Below are 23,015 nucleotides of genomic sequence, written 5' to 3'. Positions count from 1 at the left end.
AAGCCTGTTCTGTAAGGGCCGCAGAGTTCCCGGGGAATTTATTTTTTCCGGGGCAGCTATAAATTATATGGAACACTGGATAAAAGCCGGATATGGATTATTCAGTGCTGGTTAAAAAATGCGCCGCATTGGTTTTTGTGTTAAGCGAATCATGCGGCGTTTATTTTATAATAGAAGCAGCGATTTTTTTTTACGGAGAGTATAATGCCTGTTGTCACACGTCCGGCGGTGCTTGAAGCATCTGTTTTTTTTGTGTTTCTGGAAAATGAAATTCTTGTAAAAAACAACTGCCCTATATCCAAAAACGAATTTCTTTATTTTGCTTCAGATGATTTTTCCGATGACTGGTATACGGAAACAAATCTTTTTTATGCGGCGGCTCTTGCAAAAAAAAATGCTGTGCTTCCTGAAGGCTGCGCTTTTATTCCTGTAAGGCAGTTTTGCTTTGAGCACAGGGAGCTTTCTTTTCTTGCGTCACGGGCAGCGAGTCTTTTAAAGCAGCGGAAAATTTTTGTCTTTTGCCCTTCATGCGGAAATCGCCTTGATGACGATAAAAAGGAATCCGCAAAGCGGTGCCCCGGGTGCGGCTCTGTGTTTTTTCCGCGCATTGAGCCTGCCACGATTACTCTTGTTTCAAGGCAGGATGAAATACTTCTTGTCAAAAACAGAAATTCCTCCTATAAAAATTTTGCCTGTGTTTCCGGGTTTGTGGAGCAGGGCGAAAGTCTTGAAGCCTGTGTTGCGCGCGAGATAATGGAAGAAACTGGAATCCGTGTAAAGAACATCAGGTACCGCGGAAGCCAGGCGTGGCCTTTTCCCGACCAGCTTATGTTTGCGTTTACGGCAGACTATGAAAGCGGCGAGCTTAAAATTCAGGAGGAGGAAATACTTGAAGCGCGCTGGTTTAAAAGAACAGAGCTTCCGCCTGAAACAGAGCTTCCGCGCCCCGGTTCTGTTGCCTGGAATCTTATAAACGGCGTGTTCCAGAATACAGACCGCTGAATTTGACCATGGCGGAAAAAATGACTAAAATACGCTTTTGAAAGCTGCGTGTGTTTTTACTTGAAATTGCACACCGGGAAAAACATCAGCACGCCGTCTGTGTTGTTTAAGCATTTTTATTTTTCAGGGGAAAATATGGCTGAGTATAATCTTATGAAGCTTCAGAATGGAAGCGATATCCGCGGAGTTGCGGCGGAAGGTGTAAAGGACGAGCCTGTCAATCTTACCGAGGAAGCCTGCAATCTTATAGGCCAGGCGTTTGTTTTGTGGCTTGAAGAAAAAACAGGCAGAAAGCCTTCCGATATCACTGTTGGAATAGGAAGAGATGCCCGGATTACGGGAAAAAAACTTGCATGCGCGCTTGCGCAGGGAATCGCCGCTTCGGGAGCAAGGACTGTTGACTGCGGACTTTCCACAACGCCGGCGCAGTTCATGTCTATTGTCTTTGAGCAGACACGATTTACAGCATCTGTTATGGTCACTGCGAGCCATCTTCCCTTTAACAGAAACGGACTGAAATTCTTTACGGCAGACGGAGGACTTGAGCATGGCGACATTGAGGAGATTTTAAAATCAGCCCAGACACTAAAAATAAAAGCCGCCGGAAATCCTTTTAATTCAGAGTTTGACTTGCTTTCGCTTTATGCCGAGCATCTTAAAAAGCAGATATGCCTTGAGCTTGGAGCCGCCGTGGACACAAAGCCGCTTGCGGGGCTTAAGATTGCCGTTGATGCAGGAAACGGAGATGCCGGTTTCTTTGTGGAAAAAATACTGATTCCGCTTGGAGCGGATACTTCAGGGAGCCAGTTCCTTGAGCCGGACGGAATGTTCCCGAATCACATTCCAAATCCTGAAAACAAACAGGCGATGCAGTCAGTTCAGCGCGCAACTGTAGAAAGCTCTTCCGACCTCGGGCTTATTTTTGACACTGATGTCGACAGAATGAGCGCCGTTTTCAGCAGCGGAGAGGAAGTGAGCCGGGATGCTATAATCGCTCTTTTTGCGGCAATACTCGCCCCTGATTTTCCCGGAAGCACGATTGTTACTGACTCTGTAACAAGCGACCGCCTTACTTTCTTTCTTGAAAAAAAACTCGGACTCAGGCATCTGCGCTATATGCGTGGATACAAGAACGTAATAGACAAGTGCCGTTCGCTCAACGAAGCCGGAACCGTGTGTCCGCTTGCAATGGAAACTTCTGGGCACGGCGCGCTCAGGGACAATTACTATCTTGACGACGGCGCATTTCTTGCGGTCAAGCTGATTGCCGCGCTTGCAAAAGCCTCCAGAAAAAAACAGCGCATTGAAGAGCTTATAGCGGAGCTTCCTCCTGCTGGAACTGAAGCCGAATACCGCTTTAAAATAAAAACCGAGAATTTCCGGGAATACGGAAATAAGGTTCTTGCGGAATTCCAGAGGCGCGCAGATGAAATGCACCTTGACCTTCCTGAAAGCTACGAGGGAGTTCGCATTTCATTCCATGATGAAAAAGCAGAAGGATGGCTTTTGCTGCGCCTTTCGCTTCATGACCCTGTGATGCCGCTCAATATTGAAGGAAAAACTCCTGCGGACAAGGCTGCGATAGTTTCAGCTGCAAAGACACTTGTTTCAGGCTTTGAGCTGCTCGACACGAGTGTTTTGGACAGCTGATTGTTCCGGGGCTTGCAAGGGCAGGGCGGCTATCTGTATTGTGTGTTGTAAAGGGATTCAAGTTTTTCCCGGCACGAGATAAACACTCTGCCAAGCTCCGGGTCAAAATGGGTTGCAAGGGAGTCTTCTATAATCCCGAATGCCTTGTCGTAGGAAAATGTGTCCTTGTAGCATCTTTTGCTTACGAGGGCGTCAAACACATCTGCGAGCGCCATAATCCTTGCTTCAAGCGGAATCTGTTCCGCCGCGAGCTTGTCCGGGTAGCCCTGCCCGTTGTATTTTTCATGATGATAGTGCGCTATGTTTATTGCAATGCGCTTGAATTCAGGGTCGTCCACTTCAGCCAGAACGTTTTCTATAATCCTTGCGCCCTCCGCTGAATGTCGCTTCATCTTTTCGTATTCCTCATCTGTGAATTTTCCGGGCTTGCGCAGAATGGCATCGTCCACGGCGATTTTTCCAAGGTCATGCATAGGTGCGGCTTTTATCACCGCCTGGCAAAACGAGTCCGGCAGGTCTTTATAAGCCTCCGTGTTTTTTAATTCGCCCATAAAAATCCGCACACATTCGCTTGTCCGCTTGATATGCCCTCCTGTGCTGTTGTCGCGGCTTTCAACCATTGCAGCCATTCCTGTGATTATTGAATTCTGAATTCTGAAAATGTGCTTTGTTTTTTCATCAAGGGCGGCTATCATTTCGTTGAACGTATCCGCAAGAACTCCGAACGAATCTGTTGTTACAATGTTCGCCTTTGCGCTGTAGTTTCCCTCGGTAATCTGCCCCGCCTTTTTCTGAAGCTCCTTGAGCGGCGAGCTGAAATAATCCTTGAAAATCACAAAGAGAAGAATTCCAAAAAACAGAATCGAAAAAAGCATAAAAATCGAATTCCTGTCCACGGAAAGCCGCCCGTCGCAAACCGCCGTTGCTATTATAGAAAGAAGATAAAAAACAGGAAAAAGCACCGTTGAAATATAAAGCGCGATAAAAAGAAATTTCATTGAGGGAGTGATTGTTCCCTTTATTTTGCACAGGTTTCCGCCGGGAAAATATTTTGGAAGAAATTTTTTTCTGTGCAGGGTTTCCATTATAAAGTACGAAAGCGTAAAGCTTAACAGAGCCTCAAGCGTTATGTAAATTGAAGAGGTAAAAATAATCGATGCAATCTGAATGTCGTATGAATTCCGTATTGAAAAAAGAATTATGATTTCTATTAAAAAATAGGCAATCCATCCTGTGATTCCAATGAATGAATAAGCAATCGGAAGATTTATAAAGCGGCTGTAAAAATTTTCAGCGTCGCTCCTGGAGGCATAGACAATGCACAGCACAAGGGGAATCAAGAAATTCATGACAGACACAAGGTTTGTGAGGGTAGTGTATTTTTCAAGAAATTCTATCCAGCCGCTCATAAAGGACGCCTGGACTGTGGGTGTGGAAAAAGTGATTGGAATCATCGCCGCAATCAGGTTTGAAACCGCAGTGATTCCTAGATAAAGAAAAATGATTTTTCTACGTGTGCCTTTTGTAAGTTCCATAAAAAGGATTATATAATAAATGAAATCCTTTTTACTAGGGCATTTCGGAAAACCATTTTGCAGTGATTTTCCGATTTTTCCTTGATGCTATAGAGATTACAGGGCACGCCTCTTTGCCTTTCCGTATACAAGCGTAACCGCAAAAACTGCGAGCATTACAGGCAGAGTGTTCCCCAGAAAGAAATTCCAGCCCAGCGAAATTCTATAAAGGACAAATCCCGCCGCCCAGATAACGGCTTTTGCAATGTCAAGTTTCTGCGCGGAGCTGTCGTTTTTAAGCACAAAGAAATCCGCTATCTGAATTGCAATCATCGGGGCAAAAACCGAGCCTATGAGATACAAAAATCCCGTGATGTTTTCCATGGGAAGAATCACAGCTCCTGCTGTTCCAAGCGCGGTTACTATGAGCGAAACTGTTTTTGCCTTGGGGCGAAGCGAAATGCTTTCAAATGAAATTCCGGCTGAAAACGCATCCAGGAATGTTGTTGTTACAGTTGAAAGAACCACGATTGCAAGAGCCGCCCATCCCAGCCCGGACTTGAGCAGAATCAGGGAAATGTCTGTTTCCGAGGTGAATATTGCGGCTCCCATTCCGATCAGGTACATCCAGCAGCTTGTGATTCCATAGACCGCGCTGCTTGCAAGAGAAGAGGCGAGCGGCCTTTTGCTTTCCTTGGTGTAGTCGCTGATGAGGGGAAGCCATGAAATCGGCATTGCGGCGGCAAGCTCCACTGCTGCGCCGAAACTCATTGCATCCTGGCTTTCTGAGGTCAGCGCGCTGCCGTTTCCGCTGAAGAAAATTATTCTGCACAGCACAACTGTAAGAATAAACAGGGCAGAAAGAGCCGCTATGTTGAGCCTGCTCACGTTTTTTATTCCAAGCGCAATCCATGCCGCTATAAGAAGCCCTATTATAATTGACCACATCCATGCGCCGGTCTCAAAAATTCCGTTGACGGACAGCGCTCCGTCATAAATCATGATTCCAGTCCAGCCGGCAAGCTGCATTATATTCAGCAGCGCAAAGAATTTTCCCCCTAGAATTCCAAAGCTCATCTTGGTTGTTTCCATTGAGCTTTTCTGTGATTTAGAGCCGATGAATCCTGCAAGAAAAAGAAGAGCGCAGCCTATGAGATGCCCTGCAAGAATTGCGGCGAGTCCGCGCGAAAAGCCCAGCGGCGCAAAATATGTTCCCGTTATTATTTCAGCGATTGAAACTCCTGCGCCGAACCAAATCAGAGCCATGTTTATTTCTGTGGATTTTGTTTTCATATTTCAATATTCTCCATTTATTCTGAATGAGTGGTTCATCGGGCCGCTTCCCTTGCCGAGATTGAGCCTGTATTCCAGACAGCCTGAAATATACGCCTTTGCCTTTTCAACTGACTCTTCCAGCGATTTGCCCTTTGCGAGGTTAGAGGCGATTGCGCTTGAAAGCGTGCAGCCTGTGCCGTGCGTATTCGGGTTGTCGATTTTCTTCCCCATGAACCAGCGGCTTTTTCCGTTGTGGAACAGAAGATCGTTTGCATCGTTCATGTTGTGTCCGCCCTTTAAAAGAACCGCAGTGCCGAATTTTTCTCCTATTGCCCGCGCGGCTTTTTCCATCAGCTCCTCTGATGAAATTTTCATGCCTGAAAGAATTTCAGCCTCGGGAATATTCGGCGTTACAACCGATGCGAGCGGAAACAGCTCCGCGCAGAGAGTTTCCACTGCGTTGTCGGAAATCAGCTTGCAGCCGCTTGTGGAAACCATCACCGGGTCAACCACAATGTTTTTTGCATTGTAAAATTTCAGCCGCTCCGAGATTGTTTTTATCAGGCTTTCAGACGAAACCATTCCTGTTTTTACAGCATCGGGAAAAATGTCGGTGAAAACACAGTCAAGCTGGTCTTTTAAAAATTCAGGGGTGGATTCAAGCACGGACTTTACTCCTGTGGTGTTCTGCGCAGTCAGGGCGGTAACGGCGCTCATTGCGAATACTCCGTTTGCCGCCATTGTTTTTATATCCGCCTGAATTCCTGCGCCCCCGCTTGAATCAGAGCCTGCGATTGTTAATGCGGTTTTCAAAAATTCCTCCTAAAATTTTTTTTTCTTGCACATTTCAAGAATCTTGTGAAAAAAGCCCGGCGGAAGATTCCAGAAGATTTCTTGCCGCCTGCCGTATGTCTTTCTGCGCGAAAATTGCGCTGATAACGGAAATTCCTGCTATTCCGCTGCCCTTCAAAAGCTCCATGTTTTCATTCGTGATTCCGCCGATTGCAACCACCGGGATTTTTACAGCGGCGCAGATTTCCTTCAGTGTTTCAATGGAAACAGAGTCCGCATCGTTTTTTGTGGACGTGGCAAAAACAGCTCCCACGCCCAGGTAGTCCGCCCCGTCTTTTTCAGCCTGAACGGCCTGTCCGACTGTCTGGCATGAAACACCGATTATTTTGTCCTGCCCCAGAATTTCCCTGGCACGGAGCATGCTCATGTCATGCTGTCCGATGTGCACGCCGTCCGCGCCTGATTTTACGGCAACCTGAATGTTGTCGTTTATAATAAGCGGAATTTGCCTTGCGGCGCATATTTTTTTTATGTCCTGCGCCTCTGCCAGAAAGTCCGCTTCGTCCATGGCTTTTTCCCTGAGCTGGACAATGGTAGCTCCGCCTTCAACAGCCTGCTCCACAGCCTCATGCAGCGTTTTGCACGGAAAGTTTCCGCCCAGCCACATTCTGTCTGTAACGGCATACAGCAGGAGGGAATTTTTAAGCTCAGCGGATTTCATACTTTGCGCCTGCCTCAAGCTCTGCCCCTGTCATGTTGAAAAGAGCGTCTATGATTCGGTTTCTGTAGGTTGAATTTCCATCGCCGCTTTCCATTCTGCTCCAGGCGGTTTCACCGGCAAGCCCCATTGCGCAGACTGCTGCTGCGGCTGATTCCAGAGGATTGCTTCCTGCGCAGACAAATGCTGTCATGATTCCGCTCAGCTGGCAGCCTGTTCCCGTTATGCGCCCCATTTCCGGGCGGCCGTTTCTGATGACAAAGCATCTTGTGCTGTCTGCAACAAGATCGATTGCTCCTGTTATCGCCGTGATGCATCCGTGCTGCGCAGAGAAATTTTTTGCAAACTGAACGGCGGCTTCAAGATTGCCTTCTGAAACTGCGTCCTCTATGTTTGCGTCTACGCCCTGTGTTTTTCCGCTGCCTGTTGCAAGTGTCTTTATTTCCGAGATGTTTCCGCGCACCACGTCGAATTTCACTTTGCTAAGAAGCTGGATTGCTGTCTGTGTCCTGAGCGCGCTGGCTCCGGCTCCCACGGGGTCAAGAAGTGTTTTGTGCGCAAGGCTGTTTGCTTTTTTTCCTGCCTTGAACATGGAGGCGATTGTTCTGCGGTTGAGCGTGCCGATGTTTATATTCAGACCGCCGCAGATTCCTGTGATTTCTTCAACTTCCTTTTTTTCGTCAGCCATAATCGGACTTGCGCCGACCGCGAGAATTGCGTTTGCCACATCATTTACCGTAACATAATTTGTGATGTTGTGGATTAAAGGAGATTTTTCCCTTACGGAATCAAGACATTCTTTGAACATATAGAACCTCTTTTTTTATAGAATACAATTTGAATAATTCCACGTATTTAAAAGAGGCGTTGGCTGTGCAGTTCCTACGTTGGCATTATCCAAATCAGGTTTTCGGGTCAAGGAACACATCCTACTCTCAGCAAGCTTTACGCAGGCTCCCCGTGCAGGGAATACTTTATAGAATTGAAATCATAATTTCAAGAGCCTGCGCACAGATGCTGAAACGAGTTCAGCATGACAGGACTTTTTAGACAGCATGACATTTTTTTTATACCGCATGATGGGCTTGCACTGTCATGACGAGCTTTCATTGTCATTCCAGACTTCCATGTCATTCCGAACTTGTTTCGGAATCCGTGTGGTGTGCCCAACATAGATGCTGAAACGAGTTCAGCATGACAGAGGGGACAAATGCCGCATGACGAGGTTTTGGACAGCATGACGTTTTTTTTATGCCGCATGACAGTGTAGAAAACAAAAGCAGCCGTTCTTTCTGATGATTTTAAGTAATTTGTGAAAAATTCTCAGTGGACTTTATGGAAAAACTCAGTGAGTTTTTAAAAATTCTCACTGACTTTTAAAAAATTCTCAGTGAGTTTTTAAAAATTCTCAGTGAGAATTTTCTGGGTTTTATTTGACGTGCCACTCGGTAAAAATTACCTTACAATTCCAGAACCTGCTCCAGGGAAAGGCCTGTGCATTTGGAAATAATTTCCACGGAAACCCCGGATTCTTTAAGTTTTCTGGCGTTTGCAAGTTTTTCTTCATTCAGCGCTTCGTTCACTGCTTCTTCTTTTTCTGCGGCGGCGGCTCTGTAGCCTTCTTCATAGCCGTCTGCACGGGCGTGCTTTTTGATAAAATATATTTCCTGCTCTAAAGTCATCTGTGTCCTCCATTGTTCAGCGGGGATTTTGGCGCGCATGACTTTTTCCTCGAGCGATTTTGCAAAGCCGGAGCTGTCGGCTTTGTTTTCAAGAAGATACCTGAAAAAAGTCCTGAGCCTTTCTGTGGGCATTTTATCATACTTTCGGGCGTTGCAAAAGACTTTTACAGTTCCGTCGTTCAGAGGTGTCTTTCCGTCTTCTTCACATACGTTCCTGAACGTGTAAATAGGGAGTCCCTTTTTGAAAACGTCGTCAAGGCAGAGAAAGATTATGTAGCTTTCGTGAAGCTCCTCGTAGTCAAAGCCCTGGCTCAGGTTCGAGATGTCAAGAATTCCCTGATAATAGCGTGCGCGCTTGGGAAGGTTCTTGCGGTCTGTGGTCTGCATTTCGATGTCGAAGCAGCGTCCTGTTCCGTCCTTTACGTAGACGTCAAAGCGCACGCCTTTTGAAAGGAAGTCTACGTCGATAGTCTTTTCCGCCTGCGAAAGTTCCAGCCGCTCAATCTGGATGTTCAGGAGCATTTCAAGGAAGTCCTTGCACAGGTCGAGGTTTTCGCTCATCACGCGGCAGAAGATAAAGTTGTTCGAAAGCGATGCGTTTTTCCACTGCGCTTCCAGCGATTTTTGAAGGTAGTAGTTCAATCTGTTCTCCATGTAAGTTTTTTGGGTTTACTTATATATTGCTGAAATTTTTTAAAAACTGTCCGCTCCGCAAACTTTACACTGTCATTCCGAACTTGTTTCGGAATCTGTGCACTGTGCACAACATAGATGCTGAAACGAGTTCAGCATGACAGAGGGGCAAATGCCGCATGACGGGTGCACTGTCATGCCACAGTTGCACTGTCATTCCGAACTTGTTTCGGAATCTGTGTGCTGTACCCAGCACAGATGCTGAAACGAGTTCAGCATGACAAAAGGGGGGCACTGTCATGCCAAAGTTCCACGTCATTCCGAACTTGTTTCGGAATCTGTGTAGTGCCCAACATAGATGCTGAAACGAGTTCAGCATGACAAAGAGGGCACTGTCATGCCACAGTTCCACGTCATTCCGAACTTGTTTCGGAATCTGTGTACTGTGCCCAGCACAGATGCTGAAACGAGTTCGGCATGACAGGTTCTCAAATGCCGCATGACGAGGAGGTGGCACTGTCATTCCAACTTTACACTGTCATTCCGAACTTGTTTCGGAATCCGTGTAGTGTGCCCAGCACAGATGCTGAAACGAGTTCAGCATGACAATGCTTTTTGGACAGCATGACATTTTTTTTATGCCGCATGACAGGTTCTCAAATGCCGCATGACGAGGGGGATTATGATTTTTTTTCAGTTAAACTTGAATTTGTGCGGTTTTTTCATATAATTTAAATAAAGATTGCTGCGGTTTCGGTCTGAAAGCGCGGTGCTAAAACTGTCTTGAACACTTGAGTTGTATAGCGATTTTTTTTTGGAGTTTATTATGAGAAGGATTTTATTGGCGTTGCTTTTTGCGCCGCTTGCCATGTTTGTTTCCTGCATGCACACGGGAGGCTCGGGAGGCTCTGACGGAGCTGTGCGTGTTGCGGTTCCGGGGAGCGGTGCGCGCGGAATGTACACACTCAGCAAGGACAACGCTGAAAGCTACATTGTGTATCTGATTTCAGACGGCGATGTGCTTGCCACAAAAACTGCCGTGCCGGGGGGGCGGACATTGTATTTGAGGATCTTACCCCGGGCGAATACACTGTGAAAGTTGAAGCATGGTGGGATACCGAAGGCCTTGTTCTTGCACGCAAAAGCGTTTCAGTAATAGTAAAGTCCGGCGAAACATCCGAATGTTCCATTGCGCTCATCCTGCTTGCCGACAGTATAATGGACTCAGAATATTATCTTCTGTGGCGTAAGGCACCTTCGGGTATGACTTCTGTTTATCAATATGCACCGATAAAAGACTTGAATAGCTTTTCTGGGTTGAGTTATGACTCGTTACCGCCGTATGTTTCAATGGTGGAGGACTTATATGGAAATGTCTATTATATGAATAGCAGTTATGAGCTTTATTCTGAAGAATCTAGGATTTTTAATTTCTTTGGCGCTGCTACCACTTATTTTAACGATTGCCTCTACTACGATGCTACAACCAATTCAACGTGGGCTCTTTTTGAAAATGTTGCTGAAACAGGAACAACACTTGGTTATAGTAAATTTGCAGAGCTGCAATCCTCCACAGATCGTAATTGGGCCGGCGGTGGAATAGGACTTCTTGACTTTACTGACAAGACGGGGCTGTCTTTTGCTATACAAGGCAATGTCCTGTATTTTGCCTATGCGGACGACATCGACAATCATCACTACCTTCAGCGCGCAATTATTACGATTGATGACACTAGCATCGTGTCTCTGGTTGGCTCTGCAAAGTCAGTGGAGCAGATGGGATTTTCGGGGGAAATCACGGACATATACATTCACTACGACGGCACTGTGTATGTTCTGATTTCAAACGTGGGCGATGATGAGAGCGAGAATATCGACGGCAATATATACTATAATATCGAGGAAAACAACACCTATTACAGCCGCGGCGCGCTTTTAAAGATAGAAAGCACTTCATCCGGCTTTGAGGTGGTGGATTCCCTCGGCTGGACGGAAAACTCGCGCACAATAAGCCCCGTTGGAAATGCTGTGTTTACTACTAATGGTGAAACATATACATTGAAGTCAAAGACAGCCTATATTCCGCAGTATACAGAGAGCGGCTCTAAGTTCTACGGTCCGCGCAGGTTTGTCGCAATAAAGCCCAAGGAGATTGCCATTGCCGACTGCGGCTTTAATATAGTCATGCCCGATGCTGATAAATCATTGAATGGAAAGCTTTTTAATCACAACAGGGTGCTTACCGTAAACCTGCGTGACTTTGCCATAAGCTCCTCAAAGGAATATCGCACCGAATTGAAATTTACTGAGGTGAATTTCTCAAGTACAATAGGCGCAACCAGCACTCTTATTCTTGTTGACGACGGAACTGCTACCGTAGAAGATGAAAAATAAGAGCTTTTTATAATGCCATAAAAAGGAACGAGCCTTGCCAAACAAGCCCCGTTCCTTTTTTTTTACCATACCACTCATGCGGCATAAAAAAAAACGTCAGAACCTGTCATGCGGCATTTGTAGCCCTGTCATGCGGTATAAAAACAGTGTCATGCTGAACTCGTTTCAGCATCTGTACTGTGCACACTACACGGATTCCGAAACAAGTTCGGAATGACATGGAAGTCTGGCATGACGTTAACCTTGTCATGCTGAACTCGTTTCAGCATCTGTGTTGGGGCAGTAAACAGATTCCGAAACAAGTTCGGAATGACGTTAACCTTGTCATGCTGAACTCGTTTCAGCATCTGTGTTGTGCAGTGCACGGATTCCGAAACAAGTTCGGAATGACAGTGGAAGTTTGGCATGACAGTGCCAATTTGGCATGAAGTGCCCCTTGTCATGCGGCATTTGCAAGCCTTGTCATGCTGAACTCGTTTCAGCATCTGTACTGGGCGGTGCACAGATTCCGAAACAAGTTCGGAATGACGTTAACCATGTCATGCTGAACTCGTTTCAGCATCTGTACTGTGCACAGTACACGGATTCCGAAACAAGTTCGGAATGACAGTGGAAGTTTGGCATGACAGTGGAAGTTTGAGGGTTGTTGATTAATTTAAAAAAACATGGTAGTTTTTTTTGTCAATCAAGCGGCGTTGTTGCTTTTTTGATTCTCTGGAGAGTTCCCGCATGCCGACGGGACGCCGAAGGGTTAAGGCTATTAGAGCCGATATCTCAGGCAAAGTGGACAGAAAGCTTATCTTTTCAACACACACTCTTTGGAGAGCCTTGACAATCCGTCAGGCTCTTATTTTTTTTCACAAGGACAACTTTATGTTTGAAGAAATCCTTAACAAAATCGACGATGTTGTATGGGGAATTCCAACCATCGTTCTCATTCTTGTAACTGGGCTTGTAATGACAGTCGCCACACGCGGAATCCAGTTCACCAAATTCATCCGCGCCTTCAAGGGCATTTTCAAGGAAAACCAAGGCCACGGAGAGCTTTCTGGCTTTGCGGCTCTTTGCACAGCCCTCTCTGCCACAATCGGAACAGGAAACATAGTCGGTGTTTCAACGGCGATTCTTGCAGGCGGCCCGGGCGCGCTTTTCTGGATGTGGTTTGCGGCGATTCTTGGAACTGCTACAAAATATGCGGAGTGCATGCTTTCAATCAAGTACCGCGAAGTAAAGGCAGACGGGCACATTCTCGGCGGGCCGTTCTATACAATAGAAAAGGGAATGGGAAAAAACTGGAAGTGGCTTGCTGTTCTCTTTGCGGTTTTCGGAACTCTTGTAGGGCTGTTCGGAATCGGAACTTTCACACAGGTGAATGGAATCTGCGGCGCGGTTCAGAATGCGTTCGACCCTGACAAGGCGGCGGTTGCGTTCACAATCGGCGAAAACGCATATTCATGGGCTACTGTAATCGGCGGAGCTGTGATCACTGTTGCCGTTGCGCTTGTTCTTATCGGCGGACTCAGGAGAATTGCGAAAGTCGCGGAAAAAGTTGTTCCTGCAATGGCAATTATCTATGTGTTCCTCGGGCTTTCAGTCCTGATTATGAATGCCACAAAAATTCCGGGTGCGTTTGCGCTCATCTTTAAAGGCGCGTTTGGCGTTGACACAGGAGTGCGCGCTCTTGCAGGAGCGGCGGCCGGAACAATCATCAAGATGGCGATGCAGAAGGGTATTGCCCGCGGTATTTTCAGCAACGAAGCCGGACTTGGCTCTGCGCCGATTGCAGCTTCAGCGGTTCAGACAGAGGAGCCTGTTGAGCAGGGGCTTGTCAACATGACGGGAACAATTATTGATACGCTTATCATCTGCACAATGACAGGTCTTTCAATCATCATAGCAGGCGGAGATGTGTGGAATTCAGGAGCTTCCGGAGCTGCCCTTACATCAAGGGCTTTTTCTGCGGTTCTGGGCGGCGACCAACATTCCGTGCAGTTCCTTCTTATGCTCTGCCTTGTGTTCTTTGCGTTCACTACAATTCTTGGATGGGACTACTATTCTGAAAAGTGCCTTGAGTATCTTTCAAACGGAAATATGACTGTCGTAAAAATTTACCGCTGGCTTTACATACTGGCAGTTGCGGTCGGCCCTTACATGACAATCAGCGCAGTGTGGACAATCGCGGACATCACAAACGGCCTCATGGCAATCCCGAACTGTGTTTCGCTCATCGTTCTGAGCGGAATTGTGGCAAAGGAAACAAAATCCTACTTTGAAAGAAAACCCAGGCTGTAGCCGCTGAGCTGTTTTAAACTTAAGGCTTGCTCTACATTCTTTAAGTTTAAAAATCGCAGGACTTGCTTTGGGAATGGCGTGGAATTCTGCGCTGTTCCTAAAGTCCTGTTTGTTTTTTTTCTTTTTCCATTTAAAATTTTTTTTGCAACTTTACGCTTTCTTTTGTGTCTTAATCTGTAGGCGAATCAAAAATTGCCAGGGGCGGATTTTTTGAATGTGCCCTAAATGCCGGCTTCCTTTTTTTTGCGGAGCCGCACAGGAGCTTTTATGGATCAGATTGTTTCACCTGCGGCGCAGGTTATTGTTTCTATCATTCCCGTTGTCGGTATCTGCTTTGCGGCATCTGTTATTTTCTTTGCCCTGCTTTGGAAGCACCGTGAAAATGTCATGCTCATACAGCGGGATCTGTACAAGCCTCCGCGGATTGACATGAAGAGCTTTTCGCTGCTTCTGGGTCTTTGCCTTGTGGGCGTGGGGATTGTGCTTTCCGTGATGTTTATTCTGCTCAAGCCGCTTTCATGGGGGCTTCTGGGCGGGCTTATTCCATTTGCCGTGGGGCTTATGCTTCTGGTTTACAACAGGATTTCAGGGTAGGCTGAGCGCCTGATGAAACAGAAGCTTTCGTCATCCCTGGAGCGGTTTGTTGTCCGCAGACGGGATATGTGCTACGTCCGGGAAACACTGAACGGCTCCCAGCGTGCGTTTTCAAAGCTGGCCGGACTTTATTACAGGCGGATTTTCGCAGTGGGAATGAGATTCTTCCGGAACCGCGCGGACGCAGAGGATTTTACGCAGACTGTTTTTATGAAGGCCTATGAAAAGCTTTCCACTTTCAGGGGCGACAGTCTTTTTTCCACATGGCTCACAAGAATTGCTTTTACCACTGCGATGAATATGCGGGAGCGTTCCAGGGACACTGACTCTATTTCCGATGAAACTCTGATTCCCGGCTCGCTGAAAACGCCGGAAGAGGAGCTGATTTTTTCCGCGACCGCCGAAGCCGTGAAGGATTCGCTTGATGTGCTGCCTGTCCGCTATGCGGAGTGCGTGAGGCTGTACTTTTTCAGCGGAATGAGCCACGAGGAAATTTCCTTTGCCACAGGAATTCCCGTGAACACTGTAAAGTCGCATATTTTCCGCGCTAAGAAAATTCTTGGAAAAAAGCTGGAGGATTACAAATGAAAAAAGACTGCGCTTGTTACATGGACAGATTTTTAGCCCTCGACAGGAACGAAAGGCTTCCGCTCGGTCTTACCGTGCATCTTTTGTTCTGCGGAAAATGCCGGAATTTTGTGAGGCGCTTCACACTGCTTGAGCGCAGATGCTCAAAGGAAAACCTGAGCCGTATTTCCTGCGACTCGGACGATGTGGCTGGAATTATGCGCCGCCTTGATTCTGCATACGGACAGTACGGCTTGAAGCATGAGCGTGTTCCCATGCGGCACTGGGTGATTGCAGGGGCGGCCCTTGTGATTTGTGTTGCACTGTTTGAAATTTTTGCCGCCGCTGTTTCTTCTGCGCTGTTTGCGGTTCCTCTTTCGCTTTGCTTTGCGTTTACTATTATTTTGTACTGTGCGGTTTTTGTCGGCGCAAATATGGATTTTTTTATTAAGAAGTGGAAAATCCAATGAAAAATTGATATAATCATGCCATGGAAACTATAAACTGTCTGCCCGGAACCCCGTTTCCGCTTGGCGCCACACCGGCTGACGGCGGTGTTAATTTTTCAGTGTTCAGCAGAAACGCCACACGGGTGCTTTTGGAATTTTATCATGACAGCGGGGACAGCTCGCCTTATGCGCAGGTTGAGTTCAGCCCCGAAATGAATAGAACCGGCGATATATGGCATGCCTTTGTGCCGGGGATTTCTCCGGGCGCGCTTTACCTGTACCGCGTGGACGGGCCGTTTGAGCCTTCCCGTGGACATAGGTTCAACGCAAAGCAGCGGCTTTTTGACCCTTATGCAAAGGCTGTAACTCCTGTGTCTGTTTTCTATAATCTTCCGCCTGACTATGCCGCGCCGCTTGATAAGAGCGACATTGAGCTTGGAAAGAATATGTGCGCGGAGGTGTTTCCAAAGTGCGTTGTGGTTGACAACAGCAGTTTTGACTGGCAGGGCGACAGGCCGATAAACAGACCGTTTTCAGAAAGCGTGATTTATGAAGTCCACCTGAAGGGCTTTACCGCCGGCAAGAATGCCTGTGTTTCCTGTCCTGGAACATATTCCGGCTTTATAGAAAAAATTCCCTACCTTAAAGATCTTGGCATTACTGCGGTTGAGCTTATGCCGATTTTTGAATTCGATGAATTTGAAAATTCAAATGTGAATCCGCGCACCGGCGAGCGGATGAAAAATTACTGGGGCTACAGCACAATCAACTTTTTTTCGCCCAAGGCATCCTATGCGGCTGACAAAACTCCGGGCGGCTGTGTGAATGAATTCAAGCTGCTCGTGAGGGAGCTTCACAAGGCTGGAATCGAAGTGATTCTTGATGTTGTTTACAATCATACCGCGGAAGGAAACGAGCATGGTGTTGCCCTGAATTTCCGCGGCTTTGAGAACAGCATTTATTACACGCTTGTCGGAAGCCACAGGGAATACTACATGAATTTTTCAGGCTGCGGAAATACCGTGAACTGCAATCATCCGGTTGTGCAGAGCTTTATCATCGACAGCCTGCGCTATTGGGTCTTGAACTATCACATTGACGGTTTCCGCTTTGACCTTGCATCCATTTTGTGCCGCGGACAGGAAGGCGAGCTTTTAAAGCTTCCTCCGCTGGTGAACGCAATCGCGGAAGATCCTGTGCTGGGGCGGACAAAAATCATCGCAGAGCCGTGGGATGCGGGCGGAGCATATCAGCTTGGAGGCTTTCCGGGCGGAAGGTGGGCTGAATGGAACGACCGCTTCCGTGATGACATAAGAAGATTCTGGCGCGGAGATGAATATGTTTCCACAAATGCGGCAACCAGAATAAGCGGCTCGAGCGATCTTTTTGCTCTTTCCGGGCGCGCTCCGTATCACAGTATAAATTATGTCTGCTGCCATGACGGTTTTACAATGAATGACCTTGTGAGCTACAACGTCAAGCACAATGATGAGAACGGCGAGGGCAACAGGGACGGCACTGATTCAAACTGGAGCTATAACCACGGCTATGAAGGGCCCACGATGAACCCCGTGATTGAAAAGCTCAGAAACCGCCAGATGCGCAACTACATTCTCACTATCATGATTTCGCAGGGAACGCCTATGCTGCTTGGAGGAGATGAATTCCGCCGCGGACAGCAGGGAAACAATAACGCATACTGCCAGGACAACGACATCAGCTGGTTCGACTGGGGAAACTACAGCCTGAATTCTTCGCTTGTTTCCTTTGTGCGCAAGGCTATTGCACTCAGAAAAGCCCATTCTGTTTTCAGGCGGACTGAATTTTTCAAGGGCAGCGTGGACGGAAAAAAGCCGGACATACAGTGGTATGCGGCGGACGGAAGCAACCCGAACTGGAGCAAGATTTCGCGCTTTTTGGCATTCAGGCTGCTGGGGACATTTGACACCGGCGCGCAAAAAATTTCGGACAACGATTTTTTTATTGCGGCGAACACAGACAGGCAGGATGTGATGGTCAGAATTCCTGCTATCACGGATTCACGCAAGTGGTACCGCCTCGCCGACACTTCCATAGAGGACGAGATGTCGCTGCTTTCCGTGGATAATGCAGAGCCTTTGCTTTCGCAGGACAGGTATGTGCTTCCGGCTGTTTCTATGCTGATTCTTGTGGCTAAATAAAAAAACGCGTGGGAACTTGAATAAGGAAACGTTTCCATATTATACTAGGGAAAATTCCTGATGACTGAAGTTTTTTTAGGAATTTCAGGATATTGTGTCAAGCACAGGACTGTCCGCTTCTGGATTGTCCAGTGTTTCCTTGGGTAGAGAAAATCTGCGGAAAAACGGTTTTTTGCAGGTTTTTATTTATAAACGATTGTACTGATGTACAGTCACGGGACATTGTCCTGAATAAATGCCGTTTTGCTTTTTTGCTTAATGGGCTGATTTGGAGGAATATAAAATGACATTTGATGCAGAGCAGTTTAAGGAGAATCTTACCGCCCGCCTGCGCCGCCAGTATGGAAAGGACATCTCTCAGGCCAATAAACATGACTTGTTTGATGCAGTAAGTGCAAGTGCGCTTGAAATCATTATGCCTAACTGGATGAATACCCGCAAGGAGTATGAGGCTAAGCCTACAAAGCAGCTTTATTATTTGAGCGCAGAATTCCTGATGGGACGCGCGCTGGGAAACAATCTTATAAATTCAGGCATCATGGAGCAGGTGAAGGATGTTCTCAAGGACATGAACATCAGCTATGATTTTATAGAAGACGAAGAGCCTGATGCTGGTCTTGGAAACGGAGGCCTTGGCCGCCTCGCAGCTTGCTTCCTTGACTCTCTTGCAACTCTTGAGTATCCGGGACACGGCTACGGAATCCGCTATGAATACGGAATGTTCGAGCAGCATATCATAGACGGACAGCAGGTTGAATTCCCTGACAACTGGCTCAAGCACCGCGATCCGTGGGAAGTAAAAAGAAGCGACTTGTCTGTGACTGTAAAATTCGGCGGTCAGATAAAATACGGAAAAACTCCGGACGGACAGGACAGATACTACCTTGAAAACGCAGAGGAAGTAACAGCCACACCTTATGATATGCCGGTTGTTGCATACGGTTCAAACACAGTGAACACACTCCGCCTCTGGCAGGCTTCAAGTCCTGATGGCTTTGACCTTCAGCTTTTCAATGATATGCAGTATCACCGCGCTGTTGAGCGTCAGAATGATGCTGAAAATATCAGCCGTGTTCTTTATCCGAACGACAACGGCCCGATGGGAAAAGAGCTTCGCCTCCGCCAGCAGTATTTCTTCACTTCAGCTTCACTCCAGGATCTGGTTCATCACTATGTGAATACATTCGGAACAGACTTTTCAAAATTCCCGGAATACCATGTTATTCAGCTCAATGACACACACCCTGTAGTTGCAATTCCTGAGCTTATGAGAATTCTTCTTGACGAATACAATGTGGGCTGGGATGATGCATGGAATGTTGTTCAGCGCACATTTGCCTACACAAACCATACAATTCTGTCAGAGGCTCTTGAAAAGTGGACAATCGAAGTGTTCCAGAAGCTTCTTCCGCGCATTTACCAGATTGTGGAAGAAATCAACCGCCGCTTTGTTATTGAGCTTCGCCAGAAATTTCCAAACGACTACGACAAGCAGAACCACATGGCAATCATCCATGACGGAAAAGTTTACATGGCATGGCTTGCAATCCACGCAGGTTTCAGCGTAAACGGAGTTGCCGCCCTGCACACAAAAATCCTCAAGGAGCAGGAGCTTAAGGACTGGTACAAAATCTATCCTGAGAAATTCAACAACAAGACAAACGGCGTTACACAGAGAAGATGGCTTTTGTTTGCAAACCCTGAGCTTTCTGATTTTATCACAAAGAGAATCGGACACGGCTGGGAAAAGGAGCTTTCTCTTCTTAAGGGACTTGAAAAATACGCTGACGATGATGCTTCTCTTGAGGAGCTTATTGGAATCAAGCGGCGCAACAAGGAAAGACTTGCTGAATACCTGAAGCACAGCCAGAATGAATTCCTTGATCCTGAAAGCATTTTTGACACACAGGTAAAGCGCCTGCACGAATATAAAAGACAGCTTTTGAATGTGCTCCACATCATGTATCTTTACAACAGAATTGTTGAAGATCCGAGCTACAATCCGCCTGCACGCACATTTATTTTTGGTGCAAAGGCAGCTTCTGGCTACCGCCGCGCCAAGTCTATTATAAAGCTCATCAACACTGTTGCAGAAAGAGTGAACAACGACCGCCGTGTACGCGGCAAGCTCCGTGTTGTGTTTGTTGAAAACTATCGTGTTTCCGTTGCGGAAAAAATTATTCCTGCATCTGATGTTTCCGAGCAGATTTCAACAGCGGGCTTTGAGGCTTCTGGAACTTCAAATATGAAATTTATGATGAACGGCGCGCTCACAATCGGAACTTTGGACGGCGCGAACATCGAGATTGTTGAAGAGGCCGGCGCGGACAATGCATTTATCTTTGGTCTTAAGGCTGATGAGATTGTGAAGATGAAGCAGGAACATTCATATAATCCTACAAAGTATCTTGACAGAAACCCTGCGCTTGCAAAGGTTGTAAACCAGCTTATCGATGGAACCTATGACCCGAGCGGACTTCTGTTCAAGGAGCTTCATGACTCGATTGTCTATGGAGTTGAAGGACAGCAGCCGGATGTTTATTTTATTCTTGCTGACTTTGATTCCTATGTTAAGGCGCACGAAAAGCTTGCCGCTGAATATGCAGATAAGAAGTCTTGGGCAAGAAAGACTTTGCTGAACATTGCAAACAGCGGAAAGTTCTCAAGCGACCGCACAATCGAAGATTACGTAAAGGATATTTGGCATCTTAAGAAAATTTCTGTAAAGTAATTTCCTTTTGAGAATGTTTGGCAAAACTTCGCTTTAGAAATTTTAGCTTCGTGTGGTTTTTCTGCACGGAGTTTTTTTTTGCCTTTTCTGAAAATTAGACCGCGCATATCATTGCCGCCGGCTGCCTTGCAGAAACTAAACACTTACGAGCCGGAAGAGTTTCAGTAGGGGCGGATTTCCGTGGACATTCCGGCTATTATGAAAAAAAAGCTGGGTAAAAAAAAGTCTTTAATGATGAATTGAATCAAAAAAAACAAAAATAATATGAGGAAAAACTTAAGCAAAGTATTTTGGAATCAATAAAGCAGTAGGTAAAAAATAAAGCCGTATTATGCTTAACGCAGCTGCCCGATTTCTTTTTTGCAGTGAAAAATGCGGAACTTTAAAATGTCATCAGGCAGGGGAGAGCAGAGTATTTTATTCACCTGAACCTTTTGTAAAGCACGACCGCAATCACAGTTGAAAGAACGTCCGCCACAGGCTGAGCCCAGACAAGCCCGGTCACTCCAAGAAGTCCGTTCAAAATAAAAAGCGAAGGAATGTAGATAAGTCCCTGACGGCTCATATTGATTACAAGCGATTCCTTTGCCGCGCCCATCGCCTGAAGTGAATTTACAAGAACGTAGAAACCGCCGAAAAGACAGCTTGTAGAAAGAAGGATTTTTACAAAGCGGACTGAAAAATCAAACGCCTCTCCGCGCTGGAGAAACGCGCCTGCAATTTGGTTTACAAAAACGTAGCACACTACAGTCATAAGAGTGCTGATGAACGTTGCGACGGCAAGCGAAAATTTCATAATCGAGCCGAACCGCTTTTTGTTTCCGTTTCCGATGCAAAATCCCAAAAGAGGCTGAACTCCCTGACCGACACCGAGCGCAATCATTCCCGTAATCATCGTAACTTTCATTGCAACGCCGATTCCTGCAAGCGCCATATCACCGTAGCCTGACATCAGTGAGTTCATCACAATCTGCGAAACGCTCATCAAAACAGAAGCAAGGGAAGCCGGAATTCCGATTGCAAGAACGCCTGTACAAATTCCGTCCGAACCTGAAAAATCGCGAGGACTTATGCTCAAAGAAGATTTCCCCGAAACATAGTGAATTATATAGAACATCGCCGCCGCAACATTTCCGATGACAGTTGCAATCGCCGCGCCTGCAATGTTCCAGCCAAAAAGCAAAATCATAATCGGGTCAAGAACGATGTTCAGAAGATTTCCCAAAATCTGCCCTGTCATCGCCTTTGCCGCCTTTCCTTCCGCGCGCAGAATGTTTGAATACGCCGAAGCCACGAGCGAGAACGTTCCGCCGAGTGCAACAATCGTAAGGTACGAGCGCGTAAAGGCAAGCGTTTCTTCACTTGCGCCAATCATACGCAAAATCGGATTCATAAACAAAATGAATGCCACAGAAAGAAGAACTCCGCACGCAACGCTTGTCCACATACAGAACGAACAGGTCTTTCTTGCAAAATCTTTTTTTCCTGCACCGAGCGCGCGCGAAATGACAGACGTTCCGCCGATACCAAAAACATTTCCGACCGACATAAAAATCAGGAACACAGGCGTTGCAATGGAAACCGCCGCCACCTGAAGCGCATCGTGTGTCTGCGCAATAAAAAAAGTGTCGGCAAGATTGTAAATCAGCGTCATCAGCATAGCAAGCATCGCCGGAACAATATTGCACATCACCGCGCGCGGAACGCTCATAGAATTATATTTTTCAAGAGAATTTTCCTGCATAAAATCACCTCGCAAAAGAATGACGTACCGCAGGAAAACCGCACGATGCAGGATTTTACCTGTAGCACACTACAGGTAGTATAGCGCAAAATGGGTAGCGTAGTACAGTAGGAAAAAAATTTTCTTAAGGCAATTTCAAAACCGGCAATTACTCACCGCGCAAAACTTTTTCCAGAGCAACAAAAGTAAGCGACCAGCCAAGTCCGTTAACATCGCCTTCCCATTGCCCCAAAGTCTTGAAACCGAGTTTTTTATACATAGCCTGAGATTTTTTATTTGATGTTACTGTATCAAGGCGAAGTGTCTTACAGCCGGTGTCATAAGCCATTTTTTCATAAAAAGACATAAACGCACTGCCATAACCTTTTCTCTGCATTGCAGGATCAACGCCAAAAGTATGAAGCACCAGAACTTCGGAAAGTGCCGCCTCAAAAGCCCAGTCAAAAAGTTTATAAAACTCCGGCTGACTGTGATTTATAATTCCGCAGGCGGCAATCTGACCTGCTTGACCGGCTTCCTCATCTTCAAGAACATAAAGCTCCCCTAAAGAAAGCGCCGCCTCAACAGTTTCCATAGTCGGATAAAATCCCTTTTCCCAGCAGCACTGCTTTCCGTTCGCCGCCTCCCAGTCACTCACCGCATCATAAATTTCCAGACACCTCTTCGCATCTGACTGCACCGCTTTTCTAAAAATCATAGTGGTATTATAGAGGAAAGCGATGTGGGGTTCTATAGGGAGTTTGTTTAGAGAGAGGCAAGAATGGGGTAGAAGAATTGAATAAATCCTTCTTTTAATTT

18 protein-coding genes and 2 riboswitches are annotated in these 23,015 nt (G+C 46.5%); of the genes, 10 read left to right on the top strand and 8 right to left on the bottom strand.

All coding sequences use genetic code 11. From position 1 onward, the window contains the following. Nucleotides 1-204: 204 nt before the first annotated feature. Together nudC and ACI4L0_RS08760 are read left to right on the top strand one after the other, a co-directional pair. Complete coding sequence (nudC, locus tag ACI4L0_RS08765; protein ID WP_439799789.1) at nt 205-1,002, top strand: NAD(+) diphosphatase; 798 nt, start codon at nt 205-207, stop codon at nt 1,000-1,002. Nucleotides 1,003-1,137: 135 nt separating this feature from the next. Next, nucleotides 1,138-2,652, top strand: coding sequence for a phosphomannomutase/phosphoglucomutase (locus tag ACI4L0_RS08760; protein WP_439799788.1), 1,515 nt, complete (start codon nt 1,138-1,140; stop codon nt 2,650-2,652). 29 nt (nt 2,653-2,681) lie between these two features. Here ACI4L0_RS08760 and ACI4L0_RS08755 read toward each other — a convergent pair whose 3' ends face one another. The 6 genes from ACI4L0_RS08755 to ACI4L0_RS08730 all read right to left on the bottom strand — a co-directional run bounded on the left by ACI4L0_RS08755 (nt 2,682) and on the right by ACI4L0_RS08730 (nt 9,275). Further along, complete coding sequence (locus ACI4L0_RS08755; protein WP_439799787.1) at nt 2,682-4,187, bottom strand: HD domain-containing phosphohydrolase; 1,506 nt, start codon at nt 4,185-4,187, stop codon at nt 2,682-2,684. A 96-nt stretch (nt 4,188-4,283) separates the two neighbouring features. Then, complete coding sequence (cytX, locus tag ACI4L0_RS08750) at nt 4,284-5,459, bottom strand: putative hydroxymethylpyrimidine transporter CytX (RefSeq protein ID WP_439799786.1); 1,176 nt, start codon at nt 5,457-5,459, stop codon at nt 4,284-4,286. A gap of 3 nt (nt 5,460-5,462) precedes the next feature. Next, nucleotides 5,463-6,254: a bifunctional hydroxymethylpyrimidine kinase/phosphomethylpyrimidine kinase gene (gene thiD, locus ACI4L0_RS08745; RefSeq protein WP_439799785.1), complete on the bottom strand. Its 792-nt coding sequence runs from the start codon at nt 6,252-6,254 to the stop codon at nt 5,463-5,465. 34 nt (nt 6,255-6,288) lie between these two features. Further along, a complete protein-coding gene (gene thiE, locus ACI4L0_RS08740; protein ID WP_439799784.1) occupies nt 6,289-6,954 on the bottom strand; it encodes a thiamine phosphate synthase in 666 nt (221 codons plus the stop codon). Further along, nucleotides 6,941-7,759: a hydroxyethylthiazole kinase gene (thiM, locus tag ACI4L0_RS08735; RefSeq protein WP_439799783.1), complete on the bottom strand. Its 819-nt coding sequence runs from the start codon at nt 7,757-7,759 to the stop codon at nt 6,941-6,943. The genes thiE and thiM overlap by 14 nt, the downstream gene beginning before the upstream one ends. A gap of 53 nt (nt 7,760-7,812) precedes the next feature. Beyond that, a riboswitch (TPP riboswitch) is annotated at nt 7,813-7,922 on the bottom strand. A gap of 489 nt (nt 7,923-8,411) precedes the next feature. Next, nucleotides 8,412-9,275, bottom strand: coding sequence for an Rpn family recombination-promoting nuclease/putative transposase (locus ACI4L0_RS08730; RefSeq protein ID WP_439799782.1), 864 nt, complete (start codon nt 9,273-9,275; stop codon nt 8,412-8,414). An 817-nt stretch (nt 9,276-10,092) separates the two neighbouring features. Here ACI4L0_RS08730 and ACI4L0_RS08725 point away from each other — a divergent pair. From ACI4L0_RS08725 to ACI4L0_RS08690, 8 genes are all read left to right on the top strand, one after another. Then, nucleotides 10,093-10,362, top strand: a complete 270-nt coding sequence (locus tag ACI4L0_RS08725; RefSeq protein WP_439799781.1) for a hypothetical protein — start codon at nt 10,093-10,095, stop codon at nt 10,360-10,362. Next, on the top strand, nt 10,359-11,660 hold the full coding sequence (locus tag ACI4L0_RS08720; protein WP_439799780.1) for a hypothetical protein: 1,302 nt from the start codon (nt 10,359-10,361) through the stop codon (nt 11,658-11,660). The genes ACI4L0_RS08725 and ACI4L0_RS08720 overlap by 4 nt, the downstream gene beginning before the upstream one ends. Nucleotides 11,661-12,364: 704 nt before the next feature. Further along, nucleotides 12,365-12,461, top strand: a riboswitch (glycine riboswitch). A 72-nt stretch (nt 12,462-12,533) separates the two neighbouring features. Then, the gene (locus ACI4L0_RS08715) at nt 12,534-13,952 is read left to right on the top strand and encodes an alanine/glycine:cation symporter family protein (protein WP_439799779.1); all 1,419 of its coding nucleotides are present in this window, start codon (nt 12,534-12,536) and stop codon (nt 13,950-13,952) included. Between the two features lie 267 nt (nt 13,953-14,219). Then, complete coding sequence (locus tag ACI4L0_RS08710) at nt 14,220-14,546, top strand: hypothetical protein (RefSeq protein WP_439799778.1); 327 nt, start codon at nt 14,220-14,222, stop codon at nt 14,544-14,546. A 12-nt stretch (nt 14,547-14,558) separates the two neighbouring features. Beyond that, nucleotides 14,559-15,134, top strand: a complete 576-nt coding sequence (locus ACI4L0_RS08705; protein ID WP_439799777.1) for an RNA polymerase sigma factor — start codon at nt 14,559-14,561, stop codon at nt 15,132-15,134. Then, nucleotides 15,131-15,583 (top strand): hypothetical protein, encoded by a 453-nt coding sequence (locus ACI4L0_RS08700; RefSeq protein ID WP_439799776.1) that lies wholly within the window; start codon nt 15,131-15,133, stop codon nt 15,581-15,583. The genes ACI4L0_RS08705 and ACI4L0_RS08700 overlap by 4 nt, the downstream gene beginning before the upstream one ends. Nucleotides 15,584-15,603: 20 nt before the next feature. Beyond that, on the top strand, nt 15,604-17,742 hold the full coding sequence (gene glgX / locus ACI4L0_RS08695; protein WP_439799775.1) for a glycogen debranching protein GlgX: 2,139 nt from the start codon (nt 15,604-15,606) through the stop codon (nt 17,740-17,742). A 283-nt stretch (nt 17,743-18,025) separates the two neighbouring features. Further along, complete coding sequence (locus ACI4L0_RS08690; protein WP_439799774.1) at nt 18,026-20,473, top strand: glycogen/starch/alpha-glucan phosphorylase; 2,448 nt, start codon at nt 18,026-18,028, stop codon at nt 20,471-20,473. Between the two features lie 421 nt (nt 20,474-20,894). Here the strand turns inward: ACI4L0_RS08690 and ACI4L0_RS08685 are convergent, their stop codons facing one another. Both ACI4L0_RS08685 and ACI4L0_RS08680 read right to left on the bottom strand, forming a co-directional pair. After that, entirely contained in the window at nt 20,895-22,217 is a 1,323-nt protein-coding gene (locus ACI4L0_RS08685) for an MATE family efflux transporter (protein ID WP_439799773.1), read from the bottom strand. Between the two features lie 148 nt (nt 22,218-22,365). Next, a complete protein-coding gene (locus tag ACI4L0_RS08680; protein ID WP_439799772.1) occupies nt 22,366-22,914 on the bottom strand; it encodes a GNAT family N-acetyltransferase in 549 nt (182 codons plus the stop codon). Between the last annotated feature and the right edge of the window lie 101 nt (nt 22,915-23,015).

Source organism: Treponema sp. (assembly GCF_051883275.1).
GTDB lineage: Bacteria > Spirochaetota > Spirochaetia > Treponematales > Treponemataceae > Treponema_D.
Note: the sequence above shows the minus strand (reverse complement) of the source record. Positions and strands in the feature narration are given on the sequence as shown.

Excerpts from the sequence above, each read along its gene's own strand:
- nudC (WP_439799789.1), top strand. The coding sequence starts at position 205 with ATGCCTGTTGTCACACGTCCGGCGGTGCTTGAAGCATCTGTTTTTTTT.
- ACI4L0_RS08760 (WP_439799788.1), top strand. The coding sequence starts at position 1,138 with ATGGCTGAGTATAATCTTATGAAGCTTCAGAATGGAAGCGATATCCGC.
- ACI4L0_RS08755 (WP_439799787.1), bottom strand. The coding sequence starts at position 4,187 with ATGGAACTTACAAAAGGCACACGTAGAAAAATCATTTTTCTTTATCTA.
- cytX (WP_439799786.1), bottom strand. The coding sequence starts at position 5,459 with ATGAAAACAAAATCCACAGAAATAAACATGGCTCTGATTTGGTTCGGC.
- thiE (WP_439799784.1), bottom strand. The coding sequence starts at position 6,954 with ATGAAATCCGCTGAGCTTAAAAATTCCCTCCTGCTGTATGCCGTTACA.
- thiM (WP_439799783.1), bottom strand. The coding sequence starts at position 7,759 with ATGTTCAAAGAATGTCTTGATTCCGTAAGGGAAAAATCTCCTTTAATC.
- ACI4L0_RS08725 (WP_439799781.1), top strand. The coding sequence starts at position 10,093 with ATGAGAAGGATTTTATTGGCGTTGCTTTTTGCGCCGCTTGCCATGTTT.
- ACI4L0_RS08715 (WP_439799779.1), top strand. The coding sequence starts at position 12,534 with ATGTTTGAAGAAATCCTTAACAAAATCGACGATGTTGTATGGGGAATT.
- ACI4L0_RS08710 (WP_439799778.1), top strand. The coding sequence starts at position 14,220 with ATGGATCAGATTGTTTCACCTGCGGCGCAGGTTATTGTTTCTATCATT.
- ACI4L0_RS08705 (WP_439799777.1), top strand. The coding sequence starts at position 14,559 with ATGAAACAGAAGCTTTCGTCATCCCTGGAGCGGTTTGTTGTCCGCAGA.
- ACI4L0_RS08700 (WP_439799776.1), top strand. The coding sequence starts at position 15,131 with ATGAAAAAAGACTGCGCTTGTTACATGGACAGATTTTTAGCCCTCGAC.
- glgX (WP_439799775.1), top strand. The coding sequence starts at position 15,604 with ATGGAAACTATAAACTGTCTGCCCGGAACCCCGTTTCCGCTTGGCGCC.
- ACI4L0_RS08690 (WP_439799774.1), top strand. The coding sequence starts at position 18,026 with ATGACATTTGATGCAGAGCAGTTTAAGGAGAATCTTACCGCCCGCCTG.
- ACI4L0_RS08685 (WP_439799773.1), bottom strand. The coding sequence starts at position 22,217 with ATGCAGGAAAATTCTCTTGAAAAATATAATTCTATGAGCGTTCCGCGC.
- ACI4L0_RS08680 (WP_439799772.1), bottom strand. The coding sequence starts at position 22,914 with ATGATTTTTAGAAAAGCGGTGCAGTCAGATGCGAAGAGGTGTCTGGAA.